Origin of the sequence: Acinetobacter sp. NIPH 542, from assembly GCF_000369825.1 — a bacterium.
In the GTDB taxonomy this organism is placed as follows: domain Bacteria; phylum Pseudomonadota; class Gammaproteobacteria; order Pseudomonadales; family Moraxellaceae; genus Acinetobacter; species Acinetobacter oleivorans.
Genome location: NZ_KB850206.1, coordinates 576,891 through 598,759, shown reverse-complemented (window position 1 = coordinate 598,759; position 21,869 = coordinate 576,891). Strand labels below are relative to the sequence as shown.

Here is a 21,869-nt window from a genome sequence, read left to right as displayed (position 1 = left end):
TTTAATCAAAAGATTTGGGGGCATTCTAACATAACTCAATCATCTACACGTTTTTAAATGTATAAGATTTCACAAGCTTATAAAATTCTTGCATAAACCTTTGTGAAAAATGATGCATCAGTTATGATGTAACACTGTTTTTGTTGAGTGTTTGAAAACCCTTATGCAACCGTTTGTTTTATATAACTCTGAGCAACGAAAAAAAGTTGAATTTGTACCTCGCAAAGAAGGTCACATCGATATGTACGTCTGCGGTATGACCGTTTACGATTACTGTCATATCGGGCATGCTCGAGTTATGGTTGCATTTGACTACATTATTCGTTTCTTGCGTAGCCAAGGCTGGAATGTTCGCTATATTCGCAACATTACTGACATTGACGACAAAATTATTAAACGCGCGAATGAAAATGGTGAAACCATTCAGCAGCTCACTACTCGTTTCATTGATGCAATGAACGAAGATGCAGCTAATTTAGGCTGTGCTGCACCTGATGAAGCACCTAAAGCGACTGAATATATTGATCAGATGCAAAATATGATTGGTAATCTGGTCAATAAAGGCTCTGCTTACCCTGCTGCAAATGGCGATGTTTATTTTGAAGTCACCAAATTCGAAAAATATGGTCGCCTCTCTGGCCGTAAGCTTGATGATATGCAAGCTGGCGCGAGTGAGCGTGTTGACGTAGAAGTTGAAAAGAAACATCCATTTGACTTTGTACTTTGGAAACATGCCAAAGAAAATGAACCATCTTGGGCATCACCTTGGGGTAATGGCCGTCCGGGTTGGCACATTGAATGTTCTGCAATGTCGACTTGCTGCTTAGGCAATCACTTTGACATTCATGGTGGTGGTTCAGATTTAATGTTCCCACACCATGAAAATGAGATTGCGCAAAGTGAAGCGTCAACTGGCGAACAATATGTAAACTACTGGATGCATGTTGGCTTCATTAACGTTGATGGCGAAAAGATGTCTAAGTCTTTAGGCAACTTCTTTACTATTCGTGACGTGATGGAAAAATTCCACCCTGAAGTGATTCGCTACTTTATTGTGTCTTCACACTATCGTAGTCCTGTGAACTTCTCTGATGTGGCACTTAAAGAAGCAAAAACTTCTTTAACTCGCTTCTATCACTCATTTAAAGCTTACCAACAAGTGTATGGTCGAACGACAACTGAAACGCTTGATCAAAGCTTTATTGAACGTTTTAACAATGCGATGTGTGATGACTTCAACACTGCCGAAGCAATGGCTGTATTGTTTGAACTGAACAAAGAGTTAAACCGTGCTGTAAAAGAAGAGCAAGCTGACCAAGCGACTGTGCTTTATTCGACATTACGTTACCTCACCAATATTTTAGGTTTGGTACAACACAATGTAGATGATTTCTTAAAATCAGATATTGGACAAGAAGCGCTTACTTTGTCTGATGCTGAAATTGAAGATTTTATTCAACAACGTGTTGATGCGAAAAAAGCAAAAGACTTTGCTAAAGCAGATGGTATTCGCCAGTCTTTGCTCGACCAAGGTGTTGTATTAGAAGATACGCGTCAAGGTACAGTTTGGCGTCGTGCTGATTAAATGTTCAATTAAATCACAAGAGTGTTGACACTTTAGTGAAACACTCTATAATGTGCTCACATTGCGGGAATAGCTCAGTTGGTAGAGCATAACCTTGCCAAGGTTGGGGTCGCGAGTTCGAGTCTCGTTTCCCGCTCCAAAATTTAAAGACCACTTAATTCGAAAGAGTTAGGTGGTTTTTTATTGTCTATTGGTTAGCTTTGACCAGTCGAAATCATATTAAACAAACATCTTACATTCTGCTGTAATACCACCCTACCTGTTGGCTAAATTTCCTATATCAATCTTAGGATGAGATGAGTCTTATATAATTTATTCGTAGATAAAAATATGAAACTACAGCAGAGTTCGCCCCAACTGCACTAACTTCAAAGATGACAAAATAATTATAGTTTAAATATTATTTAATAATGGATGTTTTCAGAACACAAACCAAATGTTAAAGTATGTAAATCCTGACTTTCAAATAATTGATTTAAAACAGGTAATTTGGTTATCGTTGTATGCGACGCAAAAATAGAAACAACTTTGAAGAAATTGGACGTAGTAAGCGACGGTATTGTTTAGCATCCTTAAATTCCAATTAGTATGAAATTTTTACTGCTATGTAAAGCACATAAATTGGTTAGCAAAGGTTGTTGAGTTATATAGGAACATTCAGATAATTAAGGTTAAGAAATGGCTGAGACTATACGTGTAGCAGAATTAGCAAATCTAATAACGACTGATATTGCAGAATTTTTAAAGTGGAAAATTCATCCTCAAAATGATTTAAATCATGAATGTTTAATGCCTGAAGCACATTTTAAAGATGCAGATAGTGATGATTCAAAAACACATCCTACTGATGTAGTTATTTACTATATTGACCCTTTTGAAAATAAAACTATATACCTAAATACAGATCTAAAAAGTTATGCTAAAAAATCAATAAATTATAGCAACACTAAAGACTGGTTAATAAGCATTACTAATGGTACTACTTGCGGTAATGTAAATTCAGAGTGGAAGAAAACCTATGATGTAACGGGAAATTATGAAATAAGAGGGCTATTATTTGTTTACAATCATGATGGAAATTTTGATAAGCCATTCTATGATTTTATTCATGATTATCCTTTCCACACTCCTCACACAACCAAAAGAGCTCCCTCTCGTTTTCATTTAAAAGATTTAAAGGTTCCACAACATATAACTCTTCATATTATAGAACCCCAATTAATTGATAACATTTTATCAATTAAGTTTGATTTAGATAGTCTTAGAAATAAACATAAAGTTCCTGGCAGTAAAAATTCTGTACCAATTAACTTTTATTATCCTAATAGACAAATGTCTAAAAATTTACTAAAACCAGAAGAGTGTCCAGCTACAATAGAACTGATCAATGGCCCATTCTTTATTATGAACTTTGAAAAATTTTCATATTTCGAAGAAAATCCAGATAACCCAGAAGGCCAGCCTCTACGTATAACTAAAAATGGTGGAAATATTATTTATTACAGAGAAGAAGGATCAACTGTTGAAGAATTTATTTTTTTAATTGAAACATTGATGACATTAGAGCTTATTGGTGAAAAAACTAATACTTATATTCGGCATTGCTCTAGGAATATAAACCGCACTGCTAAATCAAATTTTGATGCAGCTATTAAACAGTACTGTCAAATGTGGGATTACAGTGACAGTATGAAAGAAATTTTTCAAAAGCAAGTAGAATATGAAAAAGTGACTATTGTACAAAAAGTATTCTGCACACAAGAAATTGATCGTACAGCTAAGGAATAAAAATGAATAAGTCTTATAGAATCCCTAATGATTTCAATATTTATAGTGCCTTAAGTACAGGAAAAGTATCAGACTCAGTTTTAACCGCACTTTTTTTAAAAAGAGGTATTATTTTAAGTAATCAAACGAGTCGAGAGGAAAAAGCTAATTATTTTGCAACTTTCATGCATGGATATTATGATTTTGAAACAATATCTGCTCAACATAGTAAAGTTGATAGAGTTGAATATACATCATCTATAAATATACAAACTGGATTATCAGTCTCTGACTTATCAATGATTATGTCGAAATTGGACTCAAAGCTTGAAGACAAGTTTTCTAATATTCAATTAAAAGATATTGAAACTAATATTAGAAAAGACCAAGTAATTGTTGAGTTTGATTACGAGAAATTTCATCCCGACAAACAGATGTTTTCACAAATAGAAAATAAAAAAGCTACAATAATATTTAAAAGAGATTCTGCTACCGATACATATTATGTTGAACACCCTGCCACACCTGAGATGATTAGATGGTCAACAAGCGTTCAGCAAATATTAAAAGAAAATGATGATAAAATTAGTATAAACAACATTGACTTAACAGGACTTACAAATCCAGAATTATATTGGCAATTTTTTGATGAATTAACCTCTGTATTTGATAAGTATAAACGAACAAATGTTATTGAGGTTTTATTTAAAAATCCTAATAAAGATGATGATTCTGACGATGAAACAATTTGTCAATTAATCAGTGCAACTTATAAAGGAAATCAATTACATCTTTCTGAGGATTTTAAAGCCAGATTGGATGATGGCTACCTACTCCATAAATTCACATGGGATTGTATTGATTCAACTTTTTCAACATCTGACAAGTATCGACTTTCTATTAAAGTAACTTATGATGATGAGGGAAAAAGTAATTTTTCTTTTATATCTAAAGGTTTTTACAAATATAAAGAGGGTAAACATTCTAAAACTATTAATGCTATTTCAAGCAGTCAAGATAGAGAGTTTAATAAACTAATTTTTAAAAAGGGTATTGAATTAATCGACAGCTTAACTACTACTCCAGTTATCTCATTAATGAAACATAATAATGAGGTTGTTTCCAAATCAAAGGAAGCTTAATATGAAATTTCATATTTTTGAATGTAGTTCAACTTTAGATTTTTCGGAGCTAATCTCTATTTTAATAAAATCAAGATCAACAAACTCACTTGATTCTTCTTTATTAAATATAAAGTATGATGATAATTCATTTATCTCAACATTTTATCAAGAGTTTAAAAGATATGAAAAATCTATAGATATAAATGGCATCGAAAGTGTTTTTACTTTTGATTATCATATTCATCAGAATTTTTCTTTTCATTTTATTAAGGGGCGACTTTTTTTTATTATTTATGAACCTAATAAATATTCTAAAAACCTCGTAGATTTCCTAAATTCTATTTTTCGATTAAAAATATCTTTTAAGACAAGAAAAATAAATTTAGATAGTTTTATTAAGAGGACTAGTCATTTATCAAACTTTCAAGTACATAAAGCTAGATTTAATGAGATCTCCTTGTCAAAAAATTCTAAAGGATCACTGGAAGTTACTTCTAGTAATAATGCTTTATTAGATTTCAAGCAAGTTTTTGGAGATATTTATTATGATTTATCAAAAATTAAAGTTAGTTTTTTGGATGAGACAACCTATCATCTTGAACTATCAAAGAATGGTTTAATATGTCTATCTAAACACAATGATTCAAGTTTAAAAGTCACTTTGAAACTTATAAACCTACTTTTTTTTGATTGATAATTAAATAAATTTATCAATAGAAAATTTAATTCCTAAAAGTATTAACTAATTTTTTAAATTACTTTGAATTTATACCGCAGTTAATAAAAGTCCCCGTTGTGCTCACGGGGACTTTTATTAATACATAAGTACGAATAAAAAATCCTTTTCCTAACAACCTCATATTACACTCTATAGCAGTCTTACTAATCACTAAATAATCAAATATTTTTAGCCAATTCTTTTGCTAAACATTGTTCATGCCAAGTGGTTTGGAAGTTCTCGACAGCTTTGGACTTAATGAGAGGGTCTTCAAATAATTTTGAAGAATATGCAGATTTGATAAGCTCTTGATAAAGTTGTTTGGCTTGTTGCTCTTCAAGATGATTGGCTATGTCGTGTAACTCTTGAGCTGGCACTTCATGTTGTCTTGCATCCATCACGCCACTCGCTGCTTTCTTCACAGTTTCGCAGTAATGAAGTTCCATGGCTTCTGACGCTGCATAACATTGAATTGAAATTGCGCTTATAAAGAGGAATATAAATCTCATAATCTCACCTTAATTTGACGCGCAAGGGTATCAACTAATCTCTGCAAATTTAAGTTAAAAAAGGTTATTTTTGTTTTCTCTTATTTTATTTCACCTTTTGCACTTGGGTATTAGAAGCTTTCAGCACTGTTCCATCTGCCGCGACTGGCGCCATAAATGGAATTTGCTGACCTGTAGTTTTATCAATTAACAGAGAATGGCGCTCACCACTTTCAAATAGGTTCTGCTCTCCCCATTGTCGTAAAGCCACAACCACTGGAAACAAACTCTCCCCTTTAGCGGTCAACACATATTCTTGATAAGCCGTGCCATCTGAAGCATCTTGCATTTCAAGAACACCTGCATCCACTAATTTTTTTAGTCGGTCAGAGAGAATATTTCGCGCAACACCTAAGCTCCGCTGGAAATCTCCAAAACGGCGCATTCCATCAAAAGCATCACGCACAATGAGCAGTGACCAGCGGTCTCCAATGAGATTGACACAGCGCGCAACAGGACAAGGTTCATCTTTTAAAGATGTAGAGTTCGTCATCGAGTTTCCTTACCAATCATGGGTAACAAGTTATCTAGTTGCATTTTAAAACTAGCCGATCTAACATTCAACTAGTTGCATTTTAAAACTAGATTAAATGGATTTAGGCCCATGAAAGCTTCTCTTGCATCTTCAACTTCACACTCAGAAAGTGATAAACCGCTTTCAAGCATGCCTCGTGGTGTAATTTTGCTGTTTGCTATTGCAAGTGGTGCAAGCGTAGCAAATGTCTATTTTGCGCAGCCCTTACTCGACATATTGGCCAAGGACTTTAATGTTAGTCATGCCGCTATTGGTGGTGTAGTTACCGCCACTCAAATCGGTTGTGCCCTTGCCCTCGTGTTCTTAGTGCCATTGGGTGACCTTGTCAATCGGCGTAAATTAATGACTATTCAGTTATTGGCTTTAATATCTGCCTTGCTCGTGGTTGCCTTTGCTCATTCTACAATTGTTCTTTTAACAGGAATGCTTGCCGTGGGTTTACTCGGCACAGCCATGACGCAAGGGCTTATTGCTTATGCTGCAAGTGCTGCTCTCCCACATGAACAAGGACATGTAGTCGGTACTGCACAAAGTGGTGTATTCATTGGTTTACTGCTTGCCCGTGTATTTTCAGGGGGAATTAGTGATGTAGCAGGTTGGCGTGGCGTGTACTTCTGTGCAGCCCTCATCATGCTCATGATTGCATTACCGCTTTGGAAACGTTTGCCTTATTTAGAAGTTCAACCTAGTGCCATGCGCTACCCGCAACTTCTGGCTTCTATGTTGAAACTGCTTCGCCAAGAAAAAGTACTACAAGTGCGCGGTGTGTTAGCTTTACTCATGTTTGCAGCCTTTAATATTTTTTGGAGTGCATTGGTACTACCATTAAGCGAGCCGCCTTACAGTTTTTCGCATACTGTAATTGGGTCTTTTGGACTCGTTGGAGTTGTTGGTGCACTGGCTGCCGCACGTGCGGGTTATTGGGCCGACCGCGGATATGCTCAGCGTACAAGCTTAGCAGCACTCGTAATATTACTGCTCGCTTGGGGTCCACTCTCACTCATGGCTTACTCACTGTGGGCACTGGTGATTGGCATCGTATTGCTAGACTTGGGCGGGCAAGCCTTACATGTCACCAACCAGAGTATGATTTTTCGCACTCGTCCAGAAGCGCATAGCAGGCTTGTCGGGCTATACATGCTGTTTTATGCAATCGGTAGTGGATTAGGTGCAATCAGTACAACAGCCACTTACGCCTATACTGGATGGTTTGGCGTGTGTGCACTCGGTGCAAGTGTTAGCCTTCTGGCATTATTATTTTGGTGGATAACCCGTAAAGTCTCTTAAAAATGCCTACTCTCAAATAAAAAAACCACATCACTCAAGAGAATCATGTGGTTTTTAATGAGCAGTTAATTTAATGAGATGACTGAGCTGCTTTAGGTTTAAAGACCACTAAACAGACAACAATAAAAGCTAATAAAACAAAAGACGCACTAAATCTACTTAACTCTAATCCACCATGTGCGATAGGTTTATCAAGGAAATCTCCCAATACTGCACCTAAAGGTCTGGTAAGAACAAAGGCCAACCAAAATAATAAGGTTCTTGAAATTTTGGTATAAAAATAGCAGATTGCTAACACCAATAATAAAGTACCAAAAATTAAAGCGGCGCTGGTATACCCTAAGCCTTGAGTATCAGCAGTCCAGTCTCCTAAAGCTGTCCCTAATGTTTGAGAAAACATGATGGTTAACCAATAGAAAGCTTCACTTTTTGCAGATTGAACACTTTTTACTGAAATGGTGCCGCAACTTAAATACCAAACAAACAGAGATATGCCTAATAAAATAAGTAATATTAAGCTCCCTCCTGCATAGCCCACACCTAAAGTTCGATCAACGAAATCGGCAATTGTCGTACCTAACGTGGTAGTGGCAATAATCGTCGCCCAGTAAAAAAATGAATTATAGTTTTTAGCTTTAATTTGTAGCCCGACAAATACAGCAAAGATCACAGCAAAAATTGCCGTACTAATGATATATCCCAAATTTAGGGACATAGATAGCGCATCTCCAGCAGTTTCACCTAGCGTTGTAGCTGCAATTTTAATGATCCAGAATAATAAGGTGACTTCTGGAACCTTACTCAAGGTTTTAGATAAATTCTCATGACTCAACATTGTATGTTCTCCCAACATACATATTCATTAGCTCTTATCTAAATATTTATGCCTTAAGATAAAGTTAAGGTTAAAAATAAATTACAAATACTTTTTTCAAAGCAAATTACACGATGCTTCTTGCTCCACAACTCAGATGAAAAAAGATAACAATATACAAATAAATAAAATATAATAACCAATAGTTAATCATGCCAGTGAATGCATACATTTGGCTTGAGTACTTAAGTTTAAACCGTAGTGAGATGAAATCTTCTCTAACAATCTAAAGATTGATATGCAACATTAGTCCATTACTATCAAAATTATATGGAAATCCCTATAGGAACAAAATTGGGTATTAATAATAAATTGATTTGCGCAGTTGTATTTGCACTTCTTACAGGATGTCAGCAGCAGGAAGCGAACGAAAATGCAAGTGCGGTGAAACTCCCTGTTTATCAGTTTAACGGTGTTTCTGCTTCAGCACGCTTAAAAGGAATATTGCAGTTAAAACAAGAATGCCTTTATGTAAACGATATCCTCATTATCTTTCCCGAGCACTCCGCTCAGTGGGATTCTGAAAAAGAAGCTTTAAGCTATAATGGCAAGCATATCCGCTTAGGTAATGAATTAGATATTGCTGGAGGGAGTGGTAATTTTGAGCGAGACAACCTACGCATTAAACATTTGAGTCCAATGTGTGATCATCAAAATATTTGGTTTGCTGGATAATCTAATTTTCGCTCCGCTCAACGTCTAGGTTTTAAATGGAACGGTTCAGCTCACTATCAGATTTATAGATTTTTCTTACAGGTCACTAAAGATGAAACATTAAAAAAGCCCCCATCTGGGAGCTTTTTAAAATAGTTGAGGACCTGCTATTAACAGCTTAAAAGTTAGCTTGGATTAATCTCGGTAGTTAATCTTTGCAAATCATGGCCTGAAGGTGCTTGGTAAACACGTAAACCAAATTCAGGAAGAATCGCAATTAAGTGGTCAAAAATATCTGACTGAATTGCTTCATAAGAAACCCATGCAATCGTATTAGTAAATGCATAAATTTCTAAAGGCAAACCTTGGCTAGTCGGCTGTAATTGACGAACCATAATGGTTTGATTTTGAGCAATGCCCTTGTGCTGGCGCAAATAAAATTCAACATAGGCTCTAAACGTACCAATATTGGTTAAACGGCGCTTGTTATAACGAGATTGGTTGCTTAAATGCTTATTGAACTCTTCAATTTCAGAATTCTTCGCATCGAGATATTGATCTAATAATAAAAACTCTTTGAGCTTTTGTTGCTCTTCATCACTCATGAAATGGACACTGCTTTGATCGAGAAAGAGTGAACGCTTCATTCGACGGCAACCCGAATTGCTCATGCCTCGCCAGTTTTTAAATGTATCGGTAACGAGTTTATTGGTTGGAATGGTGGTATAGGTTTTATCAAAATTTTGCACAGTCACCGTATGCAACGAAATATCAATTACATCACCATCTGCATTAAGCGACGGCATCTCAATCCAGTCTCCAATCCGCACCATGTCATAAGAGGCAATTTGTACACTCGCCACTAAAGACAAAATAGTGTTTTGGAAAACCAACATTAATACCGCTGCCATCGCACCGAAACCTGCCAGTAAAGTGAATACATCCTTTTTAAGGAATGTTCCTAAAATCATCAGGCCACACACAACAAATAAGATTAACTTAACCAACTGTAAGTAACCTTTAATCGGCTTGTTTCTAGACTTCGGATTACGCTGATAAATAAGATTGAAGATATTTAACAACTCGCTAACCGTAAGCGCGAGTGTAAGAAAGATAAATGCTTGCGCGCCCATTTCTACAAACGAAATGAACTTTGGAGTTAAATGAGGAACCGTTGCAATACCGTTCATAATTACAACAGCTGGAACAATATTTGCAAATTTCTTTATGACGCTATGCTGGGCAAAAATAGATTGATTGGGTGATTTTAGCTTGGTCACCAAGTGACGGACGCCCCGCACAATAATGCGTTTAGCAATAAAATTTGCTATTGCTGCAAATAAAATCAAAATGGTGAGTGAAACAAACATTTCTAGCCAAGGATAATGGCTTAACTGAACCCGAATATCGCGGAAAAAACTTAAAAAATCCAAACCTATACACCTTAAAACTTTCTTTTCTAGAATTTTAAGGGCTAAAGCATGTGTTAATAAGACTTGTTTACATATGTAGGCATAAATACAACAACTAAGTTATATACCCTGCTATTTATCTTATTATTTTTGACGCTTAACGATAAGGTTTTATCTGCTTATGTTTTAGATCATGTACATCAACTAGATCGAACAAATCTGTTCATTTAGAATAATACGTTAAACGAATAATTCTGGTTTTAGTGAGTGAAATTTTCTGATTTTTTGACTTTTATTGGAGTGGTCTGGTTTAGCTTATTCTTTGTCTATATTGCTTGGACCTTTTTTCTTAAAAGTCTGGTTCATAAGTTTTTAATTTATAAACGAGGAATGATAACTTCTGCCGAGGTCGTATATTTTCAGGACTCATTAGCTAAGGTGCAATATCGCCCGTTATGTTATATAAAATTGAAATTTCAAACTGAGCAAGGCCAAATCATTACTGAAAACCTTAAGGTGCTTATTGCTAAACAAAATCACGATCAATATAAGGTCGGTAGCATCATCAAAATTAAATATGACCCTAAAAATTTAAAGAATATTTCGATATTGGGAGAGATCATGGTTTAAGCGATTAGAGATTATTTAAAAAGTACGATAAGCCCTGAGGTGCACGTCCGTTTAAGCGACTACTCGTTGTCACTCGAACCAGATTACTCCAAGTAATATTGCAACAATGCTTGATCAATTTCTTGATTAAAGATACATCTTCATGGCATGAAATAGGTTCAAAGCCACCGACCAAAAGATAGACCTCTGTACTAAAACTTAAATTCGCCCCATGAATATGCGCGTGATCCATCTGATCTTTATAATGCGCTAAATATTTTTGCCGTTTAGTTATAGAGAGATGACTAAAATCATCTAGCGTTACAGTACCGCAAATTGCATCTGTAGGTTGGTGCTGGATTTGATAGCGCAGCCAATCAGGACTAACCACCGTGTCTGCATCCGTACATGCAATCCATGTCACGCCACGCCCAATTAAATGGCGAATTCCTAAATCTCGTGCTTGCCCAACACATGCGTAGTTACATTCAATCCAATTGATTTGATGGCTTTGTACAATCAACCGCGACTGATCTGTACAGTTATCGAGTACCACAATCACTTCTACGTCATAACCGCTAATGTTATCTATAGCGACCTGAATAGATTGCAAACAGGCAGATAGATAGTGCTCTTCGTTATGCGCTGGAATGACGATACCTATTTTCATCTTAATTTTTCCTGCTGTGCTAAAGAGGAAGTGTTCGCCGTCCATAGATCAATCATAAAATCTGGATCGTTTAAGCTGAGATAGTGATGAAATGGAAAATGTTGCTGAAAGCCTTGATGGACTTGTTCTGCATTTAATTCAAAATCTTGAATTTCATGACGCCAATGACAACAAAGAATCTCGCCGTCATCATTTAAACTATGTTTTAACTTTTCAATAAACTGCTGCAACTCATTAGCCGATAAGTAATAAGCCATCTCACTAATTAAAATGAGATCGAATTTTTGAATTGAGTAGTCTTCAGGTATTTTTCTATTTTCAACAACCACATGCTCAAATTCTTTTAGGCGCTCGGATGCTAAGCGAACAGCACTCTCAGAGACATCTATACACAGCAGTTGCCCGGCTCTTTGCGCCAAATGAAAACTTAAATGTCCATTTGAACAGCCCACTTCTAACACTTTTGAGTAACGAGGTCTTGTCAGCAGCGCGAGACAAATTTGTCTTTTACGAGCTTCATACCAATGAGAGTCATAGCCCCACGGATCACTGTTATGACGATATAAATCTTCAAAGTACATGCGAGAATGAATCACTCAAATAAACCTCATAAGGCATTAAAAGACGTTTAATTGCACTTGAAGAAAGAACCGGGGCATTACCCGTGGTTTCATCTGCTTCAAGTTGGGTTTTAAACTGCAAAATTGCTTGATGTTTTTTAGTTAGCTGTTCTTCGGTTAAGTGATAGGCTTTTGCTCGGTACCAATCAATTCGTGAGTCTAACGGCTTTGCCCAATGCCAAGCCCAAATTAATACGTGTAAACATAGAAGTTGCTTAGCTGTTGCGTAAGCTTGTACGGTTTTACCTACGGCTTCGTGGTCTGGGTGACCATCAAAGGCATAGCTACAAATTAGAATATCGTCGGCTTGAACGATCTGCTCTAAACTCTGCCACAGTTGATCGGTTTGTAAATGAATCTGACCATCTAACAAATTAAGCTCTACATGCTCGGTTGACTCGGCTACCCCTAAACACTTTAAGGCTGCTAGGCTTTCTTGCGGACGAAGAATATTGAGCTGATCTGGAGGATACTTTGTAGAGTTAGGATGGCTTTGGGTGCCGTTACTTACCGCTAAAATGAGGATCTTACAATTCAGCGCAATGAGTTGTTGCATTAAGCCGCCACAACCAAGCACCTCATCATCAGGATGTGGAGCAACAATCACCACCCTTTTAGAGCGAAATAACTCAAGATTTAAAGCTGCTAAAGGTTGTTGTTGAAATGCATTTAACCATTGCTCTTTGGACGTACCCTCACCAAAAATAATGCGGTCTTCAACCAAAGGATGTTTTAAAGTTCCCATAGGCTTTGGTCCGATAAACAGAGTTCTGTAATTTGCTGGTAGTCAAAAGCAGCATGACTTTGTCTGATAAACACAGGCAAATCCGCCATGAGCTGTGCAAAAGTTGCATCTTCACAAAAAGGACGAGCACCTAATGCTTTACCTACTCGCTCAACCACACTCAGACAGCATTGTTCTGTTTGGGCACGTAGTATTCGTATTTCCCGCTCATGATTTAGCATGGGTTTGCTGTCAATCAGTTCAGCAACATATTGAAAATATTGCTTAGTAATTTCTAATTGATGAGCGACCTCTCCCAAGTACAATTTTTTAAAAGGATTCGGACTGACCTGACAACTTTCTTGTAAAAAACCAGCTAAACCCACGGCGGCACCATACCAACAAGCCGCAACACCTGCTGCACCATGCCAAAAACCTGGGCGTTTTAAATAACTATTTGGATGACCTATCAATTTAACAGGTGTATTTTCAAAACTTACTCTTGCAGTCTTTGTCGCATTCATCCCGACTGCATGCCAGTGGCTTGAGTCTGTGCTAATAGAGGAATGACTTAAGTCAACAATACAAAGCTGCGCCTGCCCTTGTTGATTTTTATAACTCATCAAAACTTTTTGAATAAAATCTGCCCCAGAACACCAAGGCTTTATGCCATTACACAGGTTATCTTTCACTTGCAATGGAGCTGGTCCACCGTCTGCTGCCCAAACAGCCCAAAGCTGGTCATCTATTTCTAGGTGATAACCCAATTCACTTAAAATGCTTAAAGCATCGCAGTGTGACTCAAAAAGCTTCGCCAAACTTAAATCGACTCCAGCAATCTGAGCAAAAAGTTGCCAACGTTGATAGGTCTGACCCGAAGCGGGATGAGGCAAATTTTTCGCTAAATTTATCAATTGAGAGAGTAAATCTATACGAAGCTTGCTTTTATCTTCAGCCGAGGCAGATTCAAATTCACTCAAGATACTTAATATCGTCACATTTATAGGTATTTTAATATTCATTGCAAATAATTATTTATAAGACTTGGTTTAACCTTATCTAAATACTTCTGTTTAAATAAACATGTAAATTGTAATAAAAAGATAAATATTATTTGTTTTATATCTAATTATTTCATTGTTACTCAAATATATTTATTAAGTGAACTTATAAACCCATCCTGTAAGGTTTATTAAAAACCCCTGATTTATCCAATTATTTAAAGTAATTTAAGTCTTACCGTTTTTCTATTTCTAAAGAAGAGGTCTAAAATGAGCACTTTAAATATTAATGATATTAAAAAACACGCAGACGTTATTGCTTCTTGTGGTACTAAAGTAGGTACTGTCGACCATCTAGAGGGTGAAAACCAATTAAAGCTGACTCGAGACGAAAGCGGTCAACATCACCTTATTCCTACTGGATGGATTGGTGAAGTGAAAGAAAACCAAGTCATTCTTAATAAAAATTCAGAAGAAGTTAAAGATCAGTGGCAAGCGATCTAGACTTTAAAGCACGATACGTGACTTGACGTGAAATTTATAATAAAGCGATTTAGCTTAGAAAAATAAAGAGGCTTAGAAACTTTAAAGCCTAACTCCCCAAACTGAAGGCTCCTTTTCACAAGGAGCCTTTTTTTATTTATGAAATATCTGTCTTAGACCGTTTTTATCTCTTTAAGCCTTTGGTTGGATGTTTTTGTCCTTTACTCACATGGTGATCGATTTTACTTAATGCTAAAAATTGTGCATTCGCATTAAATGAATAATTATGAATAGGGTGACGTATATGATCACAGGGAATCATCAGCTTAAAGCTCGAAAAGTACATTTTGATTTCGCGGAGTCATCTGTGTGTTGGATGCCGAATGATCCGCTATGCTCACATGTAGCCAATGGTATTAATATGCTCTTGCCGGCTGGTGAATTTTGGTTTTGCCGCGTGTTTAATAAAACCCTTCCCTTGATTACCGACGAAACATTAAAACAAGAAGTGATTGGCTTTGTTCGTCAAGAAGCAGCACATGCACGTGCCCATGAAAAAGCTCAAGACTTTTTACGAGAAAATGGCTATGACATTCAAGATCCACTCAACCGTGCGCATTTTGTTTTTAATATTTTATTGGGTGATAAACCCTTTGGTCTGCCGCTTGTAAAAGGCAAAAAACTTGAAGAATATTGGTTACTTTTCCGAGTAGGTGTTATTGCTGCAATTGAGCACTTTACTGGAACTATTGGTCAGTGGACACTTGATAGCAAGTCTTGGGATAGCGCTGACCCTGCAATGGCAGATTTATTCCGTTGGCATTTGGCTGAAGAAGTTGAACACCGCTGTGTTGCCTATGACTTATTTGAGCACCTCTTAACAAACAAGTTGGGTTTTTATGTGTCTCGCCAAGTGATTATGGCCGCTATTTTCCCACTGTTTATTTACTTCCTTGCTGATTTTGCACGTAGTCTAGGCAAGCAAGATTTAGAGCACGAAGACATTCAAAAATTGATGCGTCGTGGCTTCTTTAATTTCATTCGTGAATTTGAAAAAACGGCTACTCGCTCAGACAACCTACCGACCATTAAATATTTATGGAAAGCGACATTAAGATGGGTTTCTCCAAAATTTAACCCACTTCATGAAGGTGACACCGAGCAAGCTTTAGCTTATATGGCTCGTTCGCCTGCCGTGCAATATTTTGAAGGAATGACACAGGCTGCAAAACCGGCAACATTAAGCTAAGCAGCTATTTTTATTTAAATTGAAAAGCCTCCTTATTTGGAGGCTTTTTCTTTACTGAGTTTTGTCGCTTAAGCAAAATTTAAAAAGAAATAATCCAACAACTGATCTCTTTCATCTACCGCATTTTTATCTAAAAGCTGGATCATTGCGCCATCAATCATAAATAAAAACATGTAAGCATCTTGGATGGAGACCGTAGCTTTTAAGGTTAAGAGCAACTTATAGATTTCGTTAACAAACCAGTCTCTATAGTCAACCACAACTTTATAGGCAACTGGGTAGAGCTTTTCTATTTCAAAAATTGCTTTAAAGGGTAAATGATAAAAGCCATTTAAATCGGCATGTAAAAGATAAATCTGCCTAAGTTTATCGAGCACCATTTGTTCACGGTAAGAATTAACAATGGAAAATACTTTTACTTTGAGCGCGTCTTTTTGAAAAGTAAGACACATTTCGATGAGTCGGGCTTTTGAGTGAAAGTCGTTGTAAAAAGTAGCCTTGGCAACTTTGGCTTCCGCAATAATTTGGTCGACCCCGACCTTATGAAACCCATATTGATTAAATAAGTCTTTTGCGATGTGAAGCACTCTTAGTGCTCTAAATGAAGATTCTAAATTTGGCATAGGGATACCGTTTAAATAATTTTTTGTTGTATCTAAAAGAGATAGAAATGCCGTCACTCTTAAAATGAGTGCTAAAAACAGGCATGCAAAAGCAGCACAAAAATGTGCCTAAGCTATCTCAGGTTTTATTGTTGCTATGATTTTTTAGTCGTAACGAGCTAAGGTTTTAGAAACCTAGAGTCGGTTAAACCGTTTTAAAGACCAGTTGGACGATATGGCTAGAGAGAGTTTGGCAAAGACCAATAAATGAGAAGAAATAGTACGCATGAGCGGACTCCTTTGGGTAATAAAGAAGTTTCGCCACATCACTGCTAAATGATTATGGTGGCGAAACGAAAAGGGGTTAGCAGACTGATTTACCCAAAAACCAGCACATCCGAAGATGTCCCCCTCCCGTTCCGCCGCAGAGGGAGACACGTAGGGATGCCCACAAAAAAGAGAGACTTTTTCGTGTGCGTTGGGTAAATACGGCCTGCTAAAACCGACTGGCAATGTGGCCAGCAGGCAAAGCATAATCGGAGGGGTTTTAGGTGTCAATGTGATATTGGCTAGAAAATAATTGAATAAATATTATTTTTCATTTGAGTAAAATATTTAATTCTTTTATTAGAAATTCATTATTTAGTAAAAATAATAATAGAACAAAAGAGGGTTGACAGACTGACACACAAGAATCAGCACGCATTAAGCGTCCCTCTCTCATCCTGAAACGAAGAATAATAAGAGTGATTTTAAGTGTCAATGTGTTATTCGGTGAATTCTTAAAGTTTATTATCTGGTTTAATTGGCAAATTATATAGGGTGAAACACCGATAAAATGAATAATTAAATCCATTTTATCGGCTTGCTAGAAGAGATTTTTAAAACCTTATTTTATTTTTTAATATAGTTTGGAAATTCTTTTAAAACCGTATTACATAATTGGCCTTTCATATCTCCTCTCTTGCGTGCTTCAAATTGGTCCATACCTAATCTCATAACTTCTCTACCATATTTTTCACCTAGTTCATGTTTAGTACATTTGTCAGATTCATGAACTAATTCTTGTGAAGTATAGTGATAATTACAATCAAGTTGAGCACGGCTTAAAAAACCATGTAGCTGTACTGTTCTCTCGCAAGTTGTTCGCTGTATATAAGTTTTGGGCTCTTGTTCAGCATAAACTGATGTTGCTACCAATAAAGTGAAAACTGTTACTAAAATATTACGCATTATTTCCCCGATAAAGTTATTAAAAGTATTAGTGATAATGTTGCGGGCGTATTAAATAATAATTACTTATAAGTGTCTATTAATAATAAGGAAATTAGATAAATCCTCTTCTCTTTTGAATATTTAATCACCTTAAAAAAATTGTGTGATTAACTTTTATCAAATAAATGATATTAAATTTTTTCTAATCTTCTCTAATATAATCCAAGTTATTCAAGTAAAGAGTTTTAGTGATATTTCATTCATTTCTTATCGACTAAAACCCTTAATCATTACACCACTTTAAAACCCTAACTTCTTAAAGACAAAATAACCCACATGGCTTTCAAAGCTACCGTCATTTTGAATTTTGAAATACTTCTTAACGAGGTCAGATGAACCTTCCTGCAAATAGCGTAACGTTTTAATTTGATCTTCAGGAGTTTTCATACGCTTTACCCAGCTATCAAAGTCTAATGAAAGCGTTTGCTTGTCTAAAGCTACTAAGTCAAAGCCTGCATCTTCGATAAAATAAACCCACTCTTTCACACTATAGTTTCTTACGTGACTTGGGTCTCGAATCGTTTCGATCGTCTGTAAAAACGTATCTAATATAGGCGAACTAGAACTAATAATATCTACAAAAATAACAATGCCATCTGGCTTAAGAACACGATTTACTTCTTTCATTGCAGTCGGAACATGCTGCCAGTGATGAGCTGAATATCGGCTAATCACGACATCAAACTGCTGATCACTAAAAGGCATATCTTCAGCAATGCCCTGCTGCACAAAGATGTTTTTTAATTTGCGCTGGCTAGCGGCTTTAGAGACTGTGTCTAACATTTCATGAGATAAATCGTAGGCAAAGACTAGGTCAGCATGCGGAGCAACATTATAAGAGACATGACCACCACCACAGCCTAAATCTAGAACGACAGCCTTTTCATATTTCTGAATTTCATGAATAAATTTATTAAATTCAATTCCTTCAGAGTGAGCTTGGCTATTCAAATAGTCTAAAGATTTATTTTGATATTGTTTTTGGTTTATATCGTGCTGGGTGATCATAACCTTGCTTCCTACTTTGCAATGAAATCACCATAAAGCAAAAGTTAGATAAAAAATAATGATTAGTTTTTCTTCAATTGATAAATAAAAGTTATTATTTAATTTATTTTAATACACCACGACAATTAATAAAAATAGATTTAAGAACTTAGAAGAGATCCGCAAAGAGCACTGTTTAGTCACCCTTACTGAAACAGTGCTCTTTGCTCCATCACAACCCTTATCCAGAGAGTTCGATGCATAGAACTAGTGTATGTACCTTTAACTCAAAATGTTTCCTGTATTTTTTAATATTTTTAAATGTTCGCAGCATAAAAATGAAGTATATTTAAATTTATCAGAAGATTCTTCTTTGGTTTATATTTTGAACAGAACAGAATACACACTAGATCGCATAGATCGGAAAATTTTATCTGCCTTACGCGGCAATGGCCGTTTAACTGTTGCTCAACTAGCAGAAGAAGTCGGTCTTTCATCTTCACCATGCTGGACACGACTAAAACGTCTGGAAACTTTAAAAATTATTGAAGGCTATACGGTAAACGTAAACCCAAAAGCGATTGGTATTCATGAAGTATTCTTCATAGAAATTACTTTAGAACGCCATGACGATGAAATGCTGGAAAATTTCAGCGAAGCGTTAGCTGACATACCTGAAGTTGTAGAAGCGCATCTGGTTACAGGTGATTATGATTATTTGGTGAAAGTAGCAGTAAAAGATGCTGACCATTACGAACGTTTTTTACGAAAAAAACTCTATTCAATTAAGGGAATTCGACACACCCGTTCGACCTTTGCCCTACGCCCTCTTAAATCTGCCAATACCGCCGATTTAATGTTAATTGAATAAAAGGTGTGAGGCCTATAGCGCATCGATTTAAACTATTGATTTGAAAGTTTTTATTTAGTTAAGCGGCTTAAACCATAACAGATTTAGACTCTGTTATATTTTTTTTAAAAAATTCTGTATCTATGATTACAGCCTCTTCATCTCCATAATAAAATTAATCTGAATTGGAGGCATCGCCATGAACATTTTGAAGAAAAAAAATAAGGCCAGTTTTGTATTCTTTATTATTACTCTCTACTCTTTTATTGGGTTTGGCTTAGGTTTCATTATTTGGGAATACTTTTTAAAGGCCTAATTTGCTAAAAAGAGTTAACGAGCCTCAGAAATAATTTCTGAAGTAATTTCTTTGCTACGATGATATGCGGCCCTCATGGCTAAACGTATATCATCTGACACATTGCCTAATTCAAACATTCGTAAAGCAGATTCGGTAATCCCGTTTGCTAAAGTAACCTTTCCACATAACTCCGCTGGTGGAACATTACTTTTACGAATCATTTCGACTGCGCCAGTAGCCGCTTGAAGCGCAAGATCTAAGGCAAATTGTTTATCTAGCCCTAATGAAACACCCGTCTTAATCATGCTATCTAAAATATAGAAAAAGTAAGCTGGCCCTGAACCTGATAAAGCAATAATGGCATCACTTTGTGTTTCAGACGGCGCCCAAAAAGTCTGGCCCGTTGCAGAATACAAGGTTTCAATTAAGTCTTTATCAAGCTGGTCCATTTGCTCTGAAGCAATAAGCACGTGAGTGCCCGTATGCGTAAGCACAGGTGGATTTGAAATTACACGAACGATTTTCTTTGAACCTGTAAAACTGGATAGATGCGCAATATCAATCCCTGCCATCATAGAAACAATAATCTTATTTGCTAACCATTTTTTAAACGGCGCAACTGTCTCTTTTAATTGTTTTGGGTCGAGTAACAACACAACAATGTCAGCTTTTTTTAAACCATTTTCTTTTTGCTTTAATGCCTGTGTATCATTAATTTTTTTCTCTTCAATCAAATGTATTTTTTCTTTTTGAAATCCTTTTAAAACTAACCCTCCTATTAATGCTAAAGCTAAATTACTACTACCGATAAAGCAAATATTAGGATGTACTGCATTTAACATTTAAAATGTTTTCCTTTCTTAAGAGAGGCTTATAACAATGAATATTATCTATAGTTTAATTATGAAGATTGAATTAAAGATGACCGTCTGAATAAAGAACCCACTTTAATAATATATTATTAAAGTGGCGTTGTTTTATTTGCGCAATAAATAAAACTACTTTAACTTAAGCCTAATGTAGTAGTTTGAATAGTAAATACCACATATAAATTGTTTAAAGTATGTAAGTATTAGCATGATATTGTAAACAATCTACACTTAGAATTAAGTGAATATAAAAATAATTTAATTAAGCTTATAAAAGAAAGTCCTTATATAGTTAAGTTATTTAAATACTTTCTTTTTTCTTCTTTAAAATACTCTCGGCTTTTCTTATTGCTTGATTTAAATCCATCTCTTCACACACCCAGAAGCTAAAAATTTGTCCAAACAAGTGGAAGTGTTGCCTAATATATTTAGAACTATTGTCTGAATAATGCTCTTCAACCTTAAAGAAATCATTATTGTTTTCTATTTTCTGACCGTCAAAAATACCGCCAATACAAATATCCATTTTAATACCATACACCTAATTCGTTATATTTTAACATAAAAATTTATAAGCACTTTGATGAGAGTATTTTTATACTTCTTTTTTTAAATATAAGTTGAATTAAAACTTATAAAAAACCCACAAGACTAAAGTGGGCTTTTTTTAAACTCCAATAAAATGCTTTAGACTTAAATATATTTTATTTAAATAATATATTTAAATCAATTAAACGCTTTATTTATGAGTTTTGAAGAATCACAATATTTGAAGCTTGAGGGCCTTTTTTACCTTGTACTACGGTAAACTCAACACGTTGACCTTCTAATAGAACTTTAAAACCTTGTGTTTGAATATCAGTAAAATGAGCAAAAATATCTTTACCTTCATCAGTCACAATAAAACCAAAACCTTTAGTTTCATTGAACCATTTTACTGTACCAGTACTAGTAGACATATGTTATATCCTAAATCTTAAAATATTATAACTTATTATTGGGAAACCAATTTAACTAAAAAATAGATGTCAAAAATTAAATATCTGAAGAAACCCAAGGATTATAAATATAAAACTGCGCAAATAGAAATTTATTATGACAAGAATATTTTGTTAGTTATGCTCGATA

At 35.5% G+C, this 21,869-nt stretch carries 25 protein-coding genes and 1 tRNA gene; 12 read left to right on the top strand and 14 right to left on the bottom strand.

Going from position 1 to position 21,869, the window contains the following annotated elements; all coding sequences use genetic code 11:
* Nucleotides 1-163: 163 nt before the first annotated feature.
* The 5 genes from cysS (at nt 164) to F886_RS08340 (ending at nt 5,170) form a co-directional block, all read left to right on the top strand.
* Entirely contained in the window at nt 164-1,585 is a 1,422-nt protein-coding gene (gene cysS, locus F886_RS08360; protein WP_005303743.1) for a cysteine--tRNA ligase, read from the top strand.
* 63 nt (nt 1,586-1,648) lie between these two features.
* Nucleotides 1,649-1,724 (top strand) — tRNA-Gly (locus F886_RS08355).
* Between the two features lie 539 nt (nt 1,725-2,263).
* Nucleotides 2,264-3,373: a PD-(D/E)XK nuclease domain-containing protein gene (locus F886_RS08350; protein WP_005303740.1), complete on the top strand. Its 1,110-nt coding sequence runs from the start codon at nt 2,264-2,266 to the stop codon at nt 3,371-3,373.
* A 2-nt stretch (nt 3,374-3,375) separates the two neighbouring features.
* Nucleotides 3,376-4,494: a hypothetical protein gene (locus F886_RS08345; RefSeq protein WP_005303738.1), complete on the top strand. Its 1,119-nt coding sequence runs from the start codon at nt 3,376-3,378 to the stop codon at nt 4,492-4,494.
* 1 nt (nt 4,495) lies between these two features.
* Nucleotides 4,496-5,170 carry a hypothetical protein gene (locus tag F886_RS08340; RefSeq protein ID WP_005303736.1) on the top strand — a complete coding sequence of 225 codons (675 nt, stop codon included), beginning with the start codon at nt 4,496-4,498 and terminating at the stop codon, nt 5,168-5,170.
* Nucleotides 5,171-5,373: 203 nt separating this feature from the next.
* Here the strand turns inward: F886_RS08340 and F886_RS08335 are convergent, their stop codons facing one another.
* Together F886_RS08335 and F886_RS08330 are read right to left on the bottom strand one after the other, a co-directional pair.
* Nucleotides 5,374-5,703: a hypothetical protein gene (locus F886_RS08335; protein WP_005303733.1), complete on the bottom strand. Its 330-nt coding sequence runs from the start codon at nt 5,701-5,703 to the stop codon at nt 5,374-5,376.
* 85 nt (nt 5,704-5,788) lie between these two features.
* Entirely contained in the window at nt 5,789-6,235 is a 447-nt protein-coding gene (locus F886_RS08330) for a winged helix-turn-helix transcriptional regulator (protein WP_005303730.1), read from the bottom strand.
* Nucleotides 6,236-6,346: 111 nt separating this feature from the next.
* On the opposite strand from F886_RS08330, the gene F886_RS08325 reads away from it, so the two are divergent.
* Nucleotides 6,347-7,564, top strand: coding sequence for an MFS transporter (locus F886_RS08325; RefSeq protein ID WP_005303726.1), 1,218 nt, complete (start codon nt 6,347-6,349; stop codon nt 7,562-7,564).
* A 70-nt stretch (nt 7,565-7,634) separates the two neighbouring features.
* Here F886_RS08325 and F886_RS08320 read toward each other — a convergent pair whose 3' ends face one another.
* The gene (locus F886_RS08320; RefSeq protein WP_005303723.1) at nt 7,635-8,399 is read right to left on the bottom strand and encodes a COG4705 family protein; all 765 of its coding nucleotides are present in this window, start codon (nt 8,397-8,399) and stop codon (nt 7,635-7,637) included.
* A 309-nt stretch (nt 8,400-8,708) separates the two neighbouring features.
* On the opposite strand from F886_RS08320, the gene F886_RS08315 reads away from it, so the two are divergent.
* Nucleotides 8,709-9,113, top strand: a complete 405-nt coding sequence (locus F886_RS08315; protein WP_005303720.1) for a hypothetical protein — start codon at nt 8,709-8,711, stop codon at nt 9,111-9,113.
* Between the two features lie 164 nt (nt 9,114-9,277).
* On the opposite strand, the gene F886_RS08310 is transcribed toward F886_RS08315, so the two are convergent.
* Nucleotides 9,278-10,525: a mechanosensitive ion channel family protein gene (locus tag F886_RS08310; protein ID WP_005303717.1), complete on the bottom strand. Its 1,248-nt coding sequence runs from the start codon at nt 10,523-10,525 to the stop codon at nt 9,278-9,280.
* A 246-nt stretch (nt 10,526-10,771) separates the two neighbouring features.
* On the opposite strand from F886_RS08310, the gene F886_RS08305 reads away from it, so the two are divergent.
* On the top strand, nt 10,772-11,134 hold the full coding sequence (locus F886_RS08305; protein ID WP_051080044.1) for a DUF3592 domain-containing protein: 363 nt from the start codon (nt 10,772-10,774) through the stop codon (nt 11,132-11,134).
* A gap of 4 nt (nt 11,135-11,138) precedes the next feature.
* Here the strand turns inward: F886_RS08305 and F886_RS08300 are convergent, their stop codons facing one another.
* From F886_RS08300 to F886_RS08285, 4 genes are read right to left on the bottom strand one after another with little or no spacing between them, the layout of a single operon-like run.
* A complete protein-coding gene (locus F886_RS08300) occupies nt 11,139-11,783 on the bottom strand; it encodes a glycosyltransferase family 2 protein (protein WP_005303715.1) in 645 nt (214 codons plus the stop codon).
* Nucleotides 11,780-12,379 carry a class I SAM-dependent methyltransferase gene (locus F886_RS08295; protein ID WP_005303713.1) on the bottom strand — a complete coding sequence of 200 codons (600 nt, stop codon included), beginning with the start codon at nt 12,377-12,379 and terminating at the stop codon, nt 11,780-11,782. Before F886_RS08295 ends, F886_RS08300 begins: the two co-directional genes overlap by 4 nt.
* On the bottom strand, nt 12,354-13,148 hold the full coding sequence (locus tag F886_RS08290) for a PIG-L deacetylase family protein (protein WP_005303710.1): 795 nt from the start codon (nt 13,146-13,148) through the stop codon (nt 12,354-12,356). Before F886_RS08290 ends, F886_RS08295 begins: the two co-directional genes overlap by 26 nt.
* Entirely contained in the window at nt 13,136-14,149 is a 1,014-nt protein-coding gene (locus F886_RS08285) for an acyl-CoA/acyl-ACP dehydrogenase (RefSeq protein ID WP_005303708.1), read from the bottom strand. The genes F886_RS08290 and F886_RS08285 overlap by 13 nt, the downstream gene beginning before the upstream one ends.
* Before the next feature lie 249 nt (nt 14,150-14,398).
* Here F886_RS08285 and F886_RS08280 point away from each other — a divergent pair, with 249 nt between their 5' ends.
* Both F886_RS08280 and F886_RS08275 read left to right on the top strand, forming a co-directional pair.
* Nucleotides 14,399-14,632: a DUF2171 domain-containing protein gene (locus tag F886_RS08280; RefSeq protein WP_005303705.1), complete on the top strand. Its 234-nt coding sequence runs from the start codon at nt 14,399-14,401 to the stop codon at nt 14,630-14,632.
* A gap of 283 nt (nt 14,633-14,915) precedes the next feature.
* On the top strand, nt 14,916-15,860 hold the full coding sequence (locus tag F886_RS08275; RefSeq protein ID WP_005303702.1) for a metal-dependent hydrolase: 945 nt from the start codon (nt 14,916-14,918) through the stop codon (nt 15,858-15,860).
* A 68-nt stretch (nt 15,861-15,928) separates the two neighbouring features.
* Here the strand turns inward: F886_RS08275 and F886_RS08270 are convergent, their stop codons facing one another.
* The 3 genes from F886_RS08270 to F886_RS08260 all read right to left on the bottom strand — a co-directional run bounded on the left by F886_RS08270 (nt 15,929) and on the right by F886_RS08260 (nt 18,745).
* Nucleotides 15,929-16,483 (bottom strand): TetR/AcrR family transcriptional regulator, encoded by a 555-nt coding sequence (locus F886_RS08270; RefSeq protein WP_005303699.1) that lies wholly within the window; start codon nt 16,481-16,483, stop codon nt 15,929-15,931.
* An 873-nt stretch (nt 16,484-17,356) separates the two neighbouring features.
* The gene (locus tag F886_RS08265) at nt 17,357-17,695 is read right to left on the bottom strand and encodes a hypothetical protein (RefSeq protein WP_005303693.1); all 339 of its coding nucleotides are present in this window, start codon (nt 17,693-17,695) and stop codon (nt 17,357-17,359) included.
* Between the two features lie 282 nt (nt 17,696-17,977).
* Nucleotides 17,978-18,745 carry a class I SAM-dependent methyltransferase gene (locus F886_RS08260; RefSeq protein WP_005303690.1) on the bottom strand — a complete coding sequence of 256 codons (768 nt, stop codon included), beginning with the start codon at nt 18,743-18,745 and terminating at the stop codon, nt 17,978-17,980.
* 364 nt (nt 18,746-19,109) lie between these two features.
* Between F886_RS08260 and F886_RS08255 the strand changes: the two genes are divergently transcribed.
* The gene (locus F886_RS08255; protein ID WP_031945309.1) at nt 19,110-19,595 is read left to right on the top strand and encodes an Lrp/AsnC family transcriptional regulator; all 486 of its coding nucleotides are present in this window, start codon (nt 19,110-19,112) and stop codon (nt 19,593-19,595) included.
* A 178-nt stretch (nt 19,596-19,773) separates the two neighbouring features.
* Nucleotides 19,774-19,890 carry a hypothetical protein gene (locus F886_RS19745; RefSeq protein ID WP_004793556.1) on the top strand — a complete coding sequence of 39 codons (117 nt, stop codon included), beginning with the start codon at nt 19,774-19,776 and terminating at the stop codon, nt 19,888-19,890.
* 14 nt (nt 19,891-19,904) lie between these two features.
* Here the strand turns inward: F886_RS19745 and F886_RS08250 are convergent, their stop codons facing one another.
* From F886_RS08250 to F886_RS08240, 3 genes are all read right to left on the bottom strand, one after another.
* Nucleotides 19,905-20,714: a pyrroline-5-carboxylate reductase family protein gene (locus F886_RS08250; protein ID WP_005303684.1), complete on the bottom strand. Its 810-nt coding sequence runs from the start codon at nt 20,712-20,714 to the stop codon at nt 19,905-19,907.
* Between the two features lie 328 nt (nt 20,715-21,042).
* Nucleotides 21,043-21,267 (bottom strand): hypothetical protein, encoded by a 225-nt coding sequence (locus F886_RS08245; RefSeq protein ID WP_005303681.1) that lies wholly within the window; start codon nt 21,265-21,267, stop codon nt 21,043-21,045.
* Nucleotides 21,268-21,484: 217 nt separating this feature from the next.
* Nucleotides 21,485-21,700, bottom strand: coding sequence for a cold-shock protein (locus tag F886_RS08240; RefSeq protein ID WP_005303678.1), 216 nt, complete (start codon nt 21,698-21,700; stop codon nt 21,485-21,487).
* Between the last annotated feature and the right edge of the window lie 169 nt (nt 21,701-21,869).

What these genes read in the sequence shown, in the direction of transcription:
- cysS (WP_005303743.1), top strand. Translation starts at nt 164, where the DNA reads ATGCAACCGTTTGTTTTATATAACTCTGAGCAACGAAAAAAAGTTGAA.
- F886_RS08350 (WP_005303740.1), top strand. Translation starts at nt 2,264, where the DNA reads ATGGCTGAGACTATACGTGTAGCAGAATTAGCAAATCTAATAACGACT.
- F886_RS08345 (WP_005303738.1), top strand. Translation starts at nt 3,376, where the DNA reads ATGAATAAGTCTTATAGAATCCCTAATGATTTCAATATTTATAGTGCC.
- F886_RS08340 (WP_005303736.1), top strand. Translation starts at nt 4,496, where the DNA reads ATGAAATTTCATATTTTTGAATGTAGTTCAACTTTAGATTTTTCGGAG.
- F886_RS08335 (WP_005303733.1), bottom strand. Translation starts at nt 5,703, where the DNA reads ATGAGATTTATATTCCTCTTTATAAGCGCAATTTCAATTCAATGTTAT.
- F886_RS08330 (WP_005303730.1), bottom strand. Translation starts at nt 6,235, where the DNA reads ATGACGAACTCTACATCTTTAAAAGATGAACCTTGTCCTGTTGCGCGC.
- F886_RS08325 (WP_005303726.1), top strand. Translation starts at nt 6,347, where the DNA reads ATGAAAGCTTCTCTTGCATCTTCAACTTCACACTCAGAAAGTGATAAA.
- F886_RS08320 (WP_005303723.1), bottom strand. Translation starts at nt 8,399, where the DNA reads ATGTTGAGTCATGAGAATTTATCTAAAACCTTGAGTAAGGTTCCAGAA.
- F886_RS08315 (WP_005303720.1), top strand. Translation starts at nt 8,709, where the DNA reads ATGGAAATCCCTATAGGAACAAAATTGGGTATTAATAATAAATTGATT.
- F886_RS08300 (WP_005303715.1), bottom strand. Translation starts at nt 11,783, where the DNA reads ATGAAAATAGGTATCGTCATTCCAGCGCATAACGAAGAGCACTATCTA.
- F886_RS08290 (WP_005303710.1), bottom strand. Translation starts at nt 13,148, where the DNA reads ATGGGAACTTTAAAACATCCTTTGGTTGAAGACCGCATTATTTTTGGT.
- F886_RS08285 (WP_005303708.1), bottom strand. Translation starts at nt 14,149, where the DNA reads ATGAATATTAAAATACCTATAAATGTGACGATATTAAGTATCTTGAGT.
- F886_RS08280 (WP_005303705.1), top strand. Translation starts at nt 14,399, where the DNA reads ATGAGCACTTTAAATATTAATGATATTAAAAAACACGCAGACGTTATT.
- F886_RS08275 (WP_005303702.1), top strand. Translation starts at nt 14,916, where the DNA reads ATGATCACAGGGAATCATCAGCTTAAAGCTCGAAAAGTACATTTTGAT.
- F886_RS08270 (WP_005303699.1), bottom strand. Translation starts at nt 16,483, where the DNA reads ATGCCAAATTTAGAATCTTCATTTAGAGCACTAAGAGTGCTTCACATC.
- F886_RS08265 (WP_005303693.1), bottom strand. Translation starts at nt 17,695, where the DNA reads ATGCGTAATATTTTAGTAACAGTTTTCACTTTATTGGTAGCAACATCA.
- F886_RS08260 (WP_005303690.1), bottom strand. Translation starts at nt 18,745, where the DNA reads ATGATCACCCAGCACGATATAAACCAAAAACAATATCAAAATAAATCT.
- F886_RS19745 (WP_004793556.1), top strand. Translation starts at nt 19,774, where the DNA reads ATGAACATTTTGAAGAAAAAAAATAAGGCCAGTTTTGTATTCTTTATT.
- F886_RS08250 (WP_005303684.1), bottom strand. Translation starts at nt 20,714, where the DNA reads ATGTTAAATGCAGTACATCCTAATATTTGCTTTATCGGTAGTAGTAAT.
- F886_RS08245 (WP_005303681.1), bottom strand. Translation starts at nt 21,267, where the DNA reads ATGGATATTTGTATTGGCGGTATTTTTGACGGTCAGAAAATAGAAAAC.
- F886_RS08240 (WP_005303678.1), bottom strand. Translation starts at nt 21,700, where the DNA reads ATGTCTACTAGTACTGGTACAGTAAAATGGTTCAATGAAACTAAAGGT.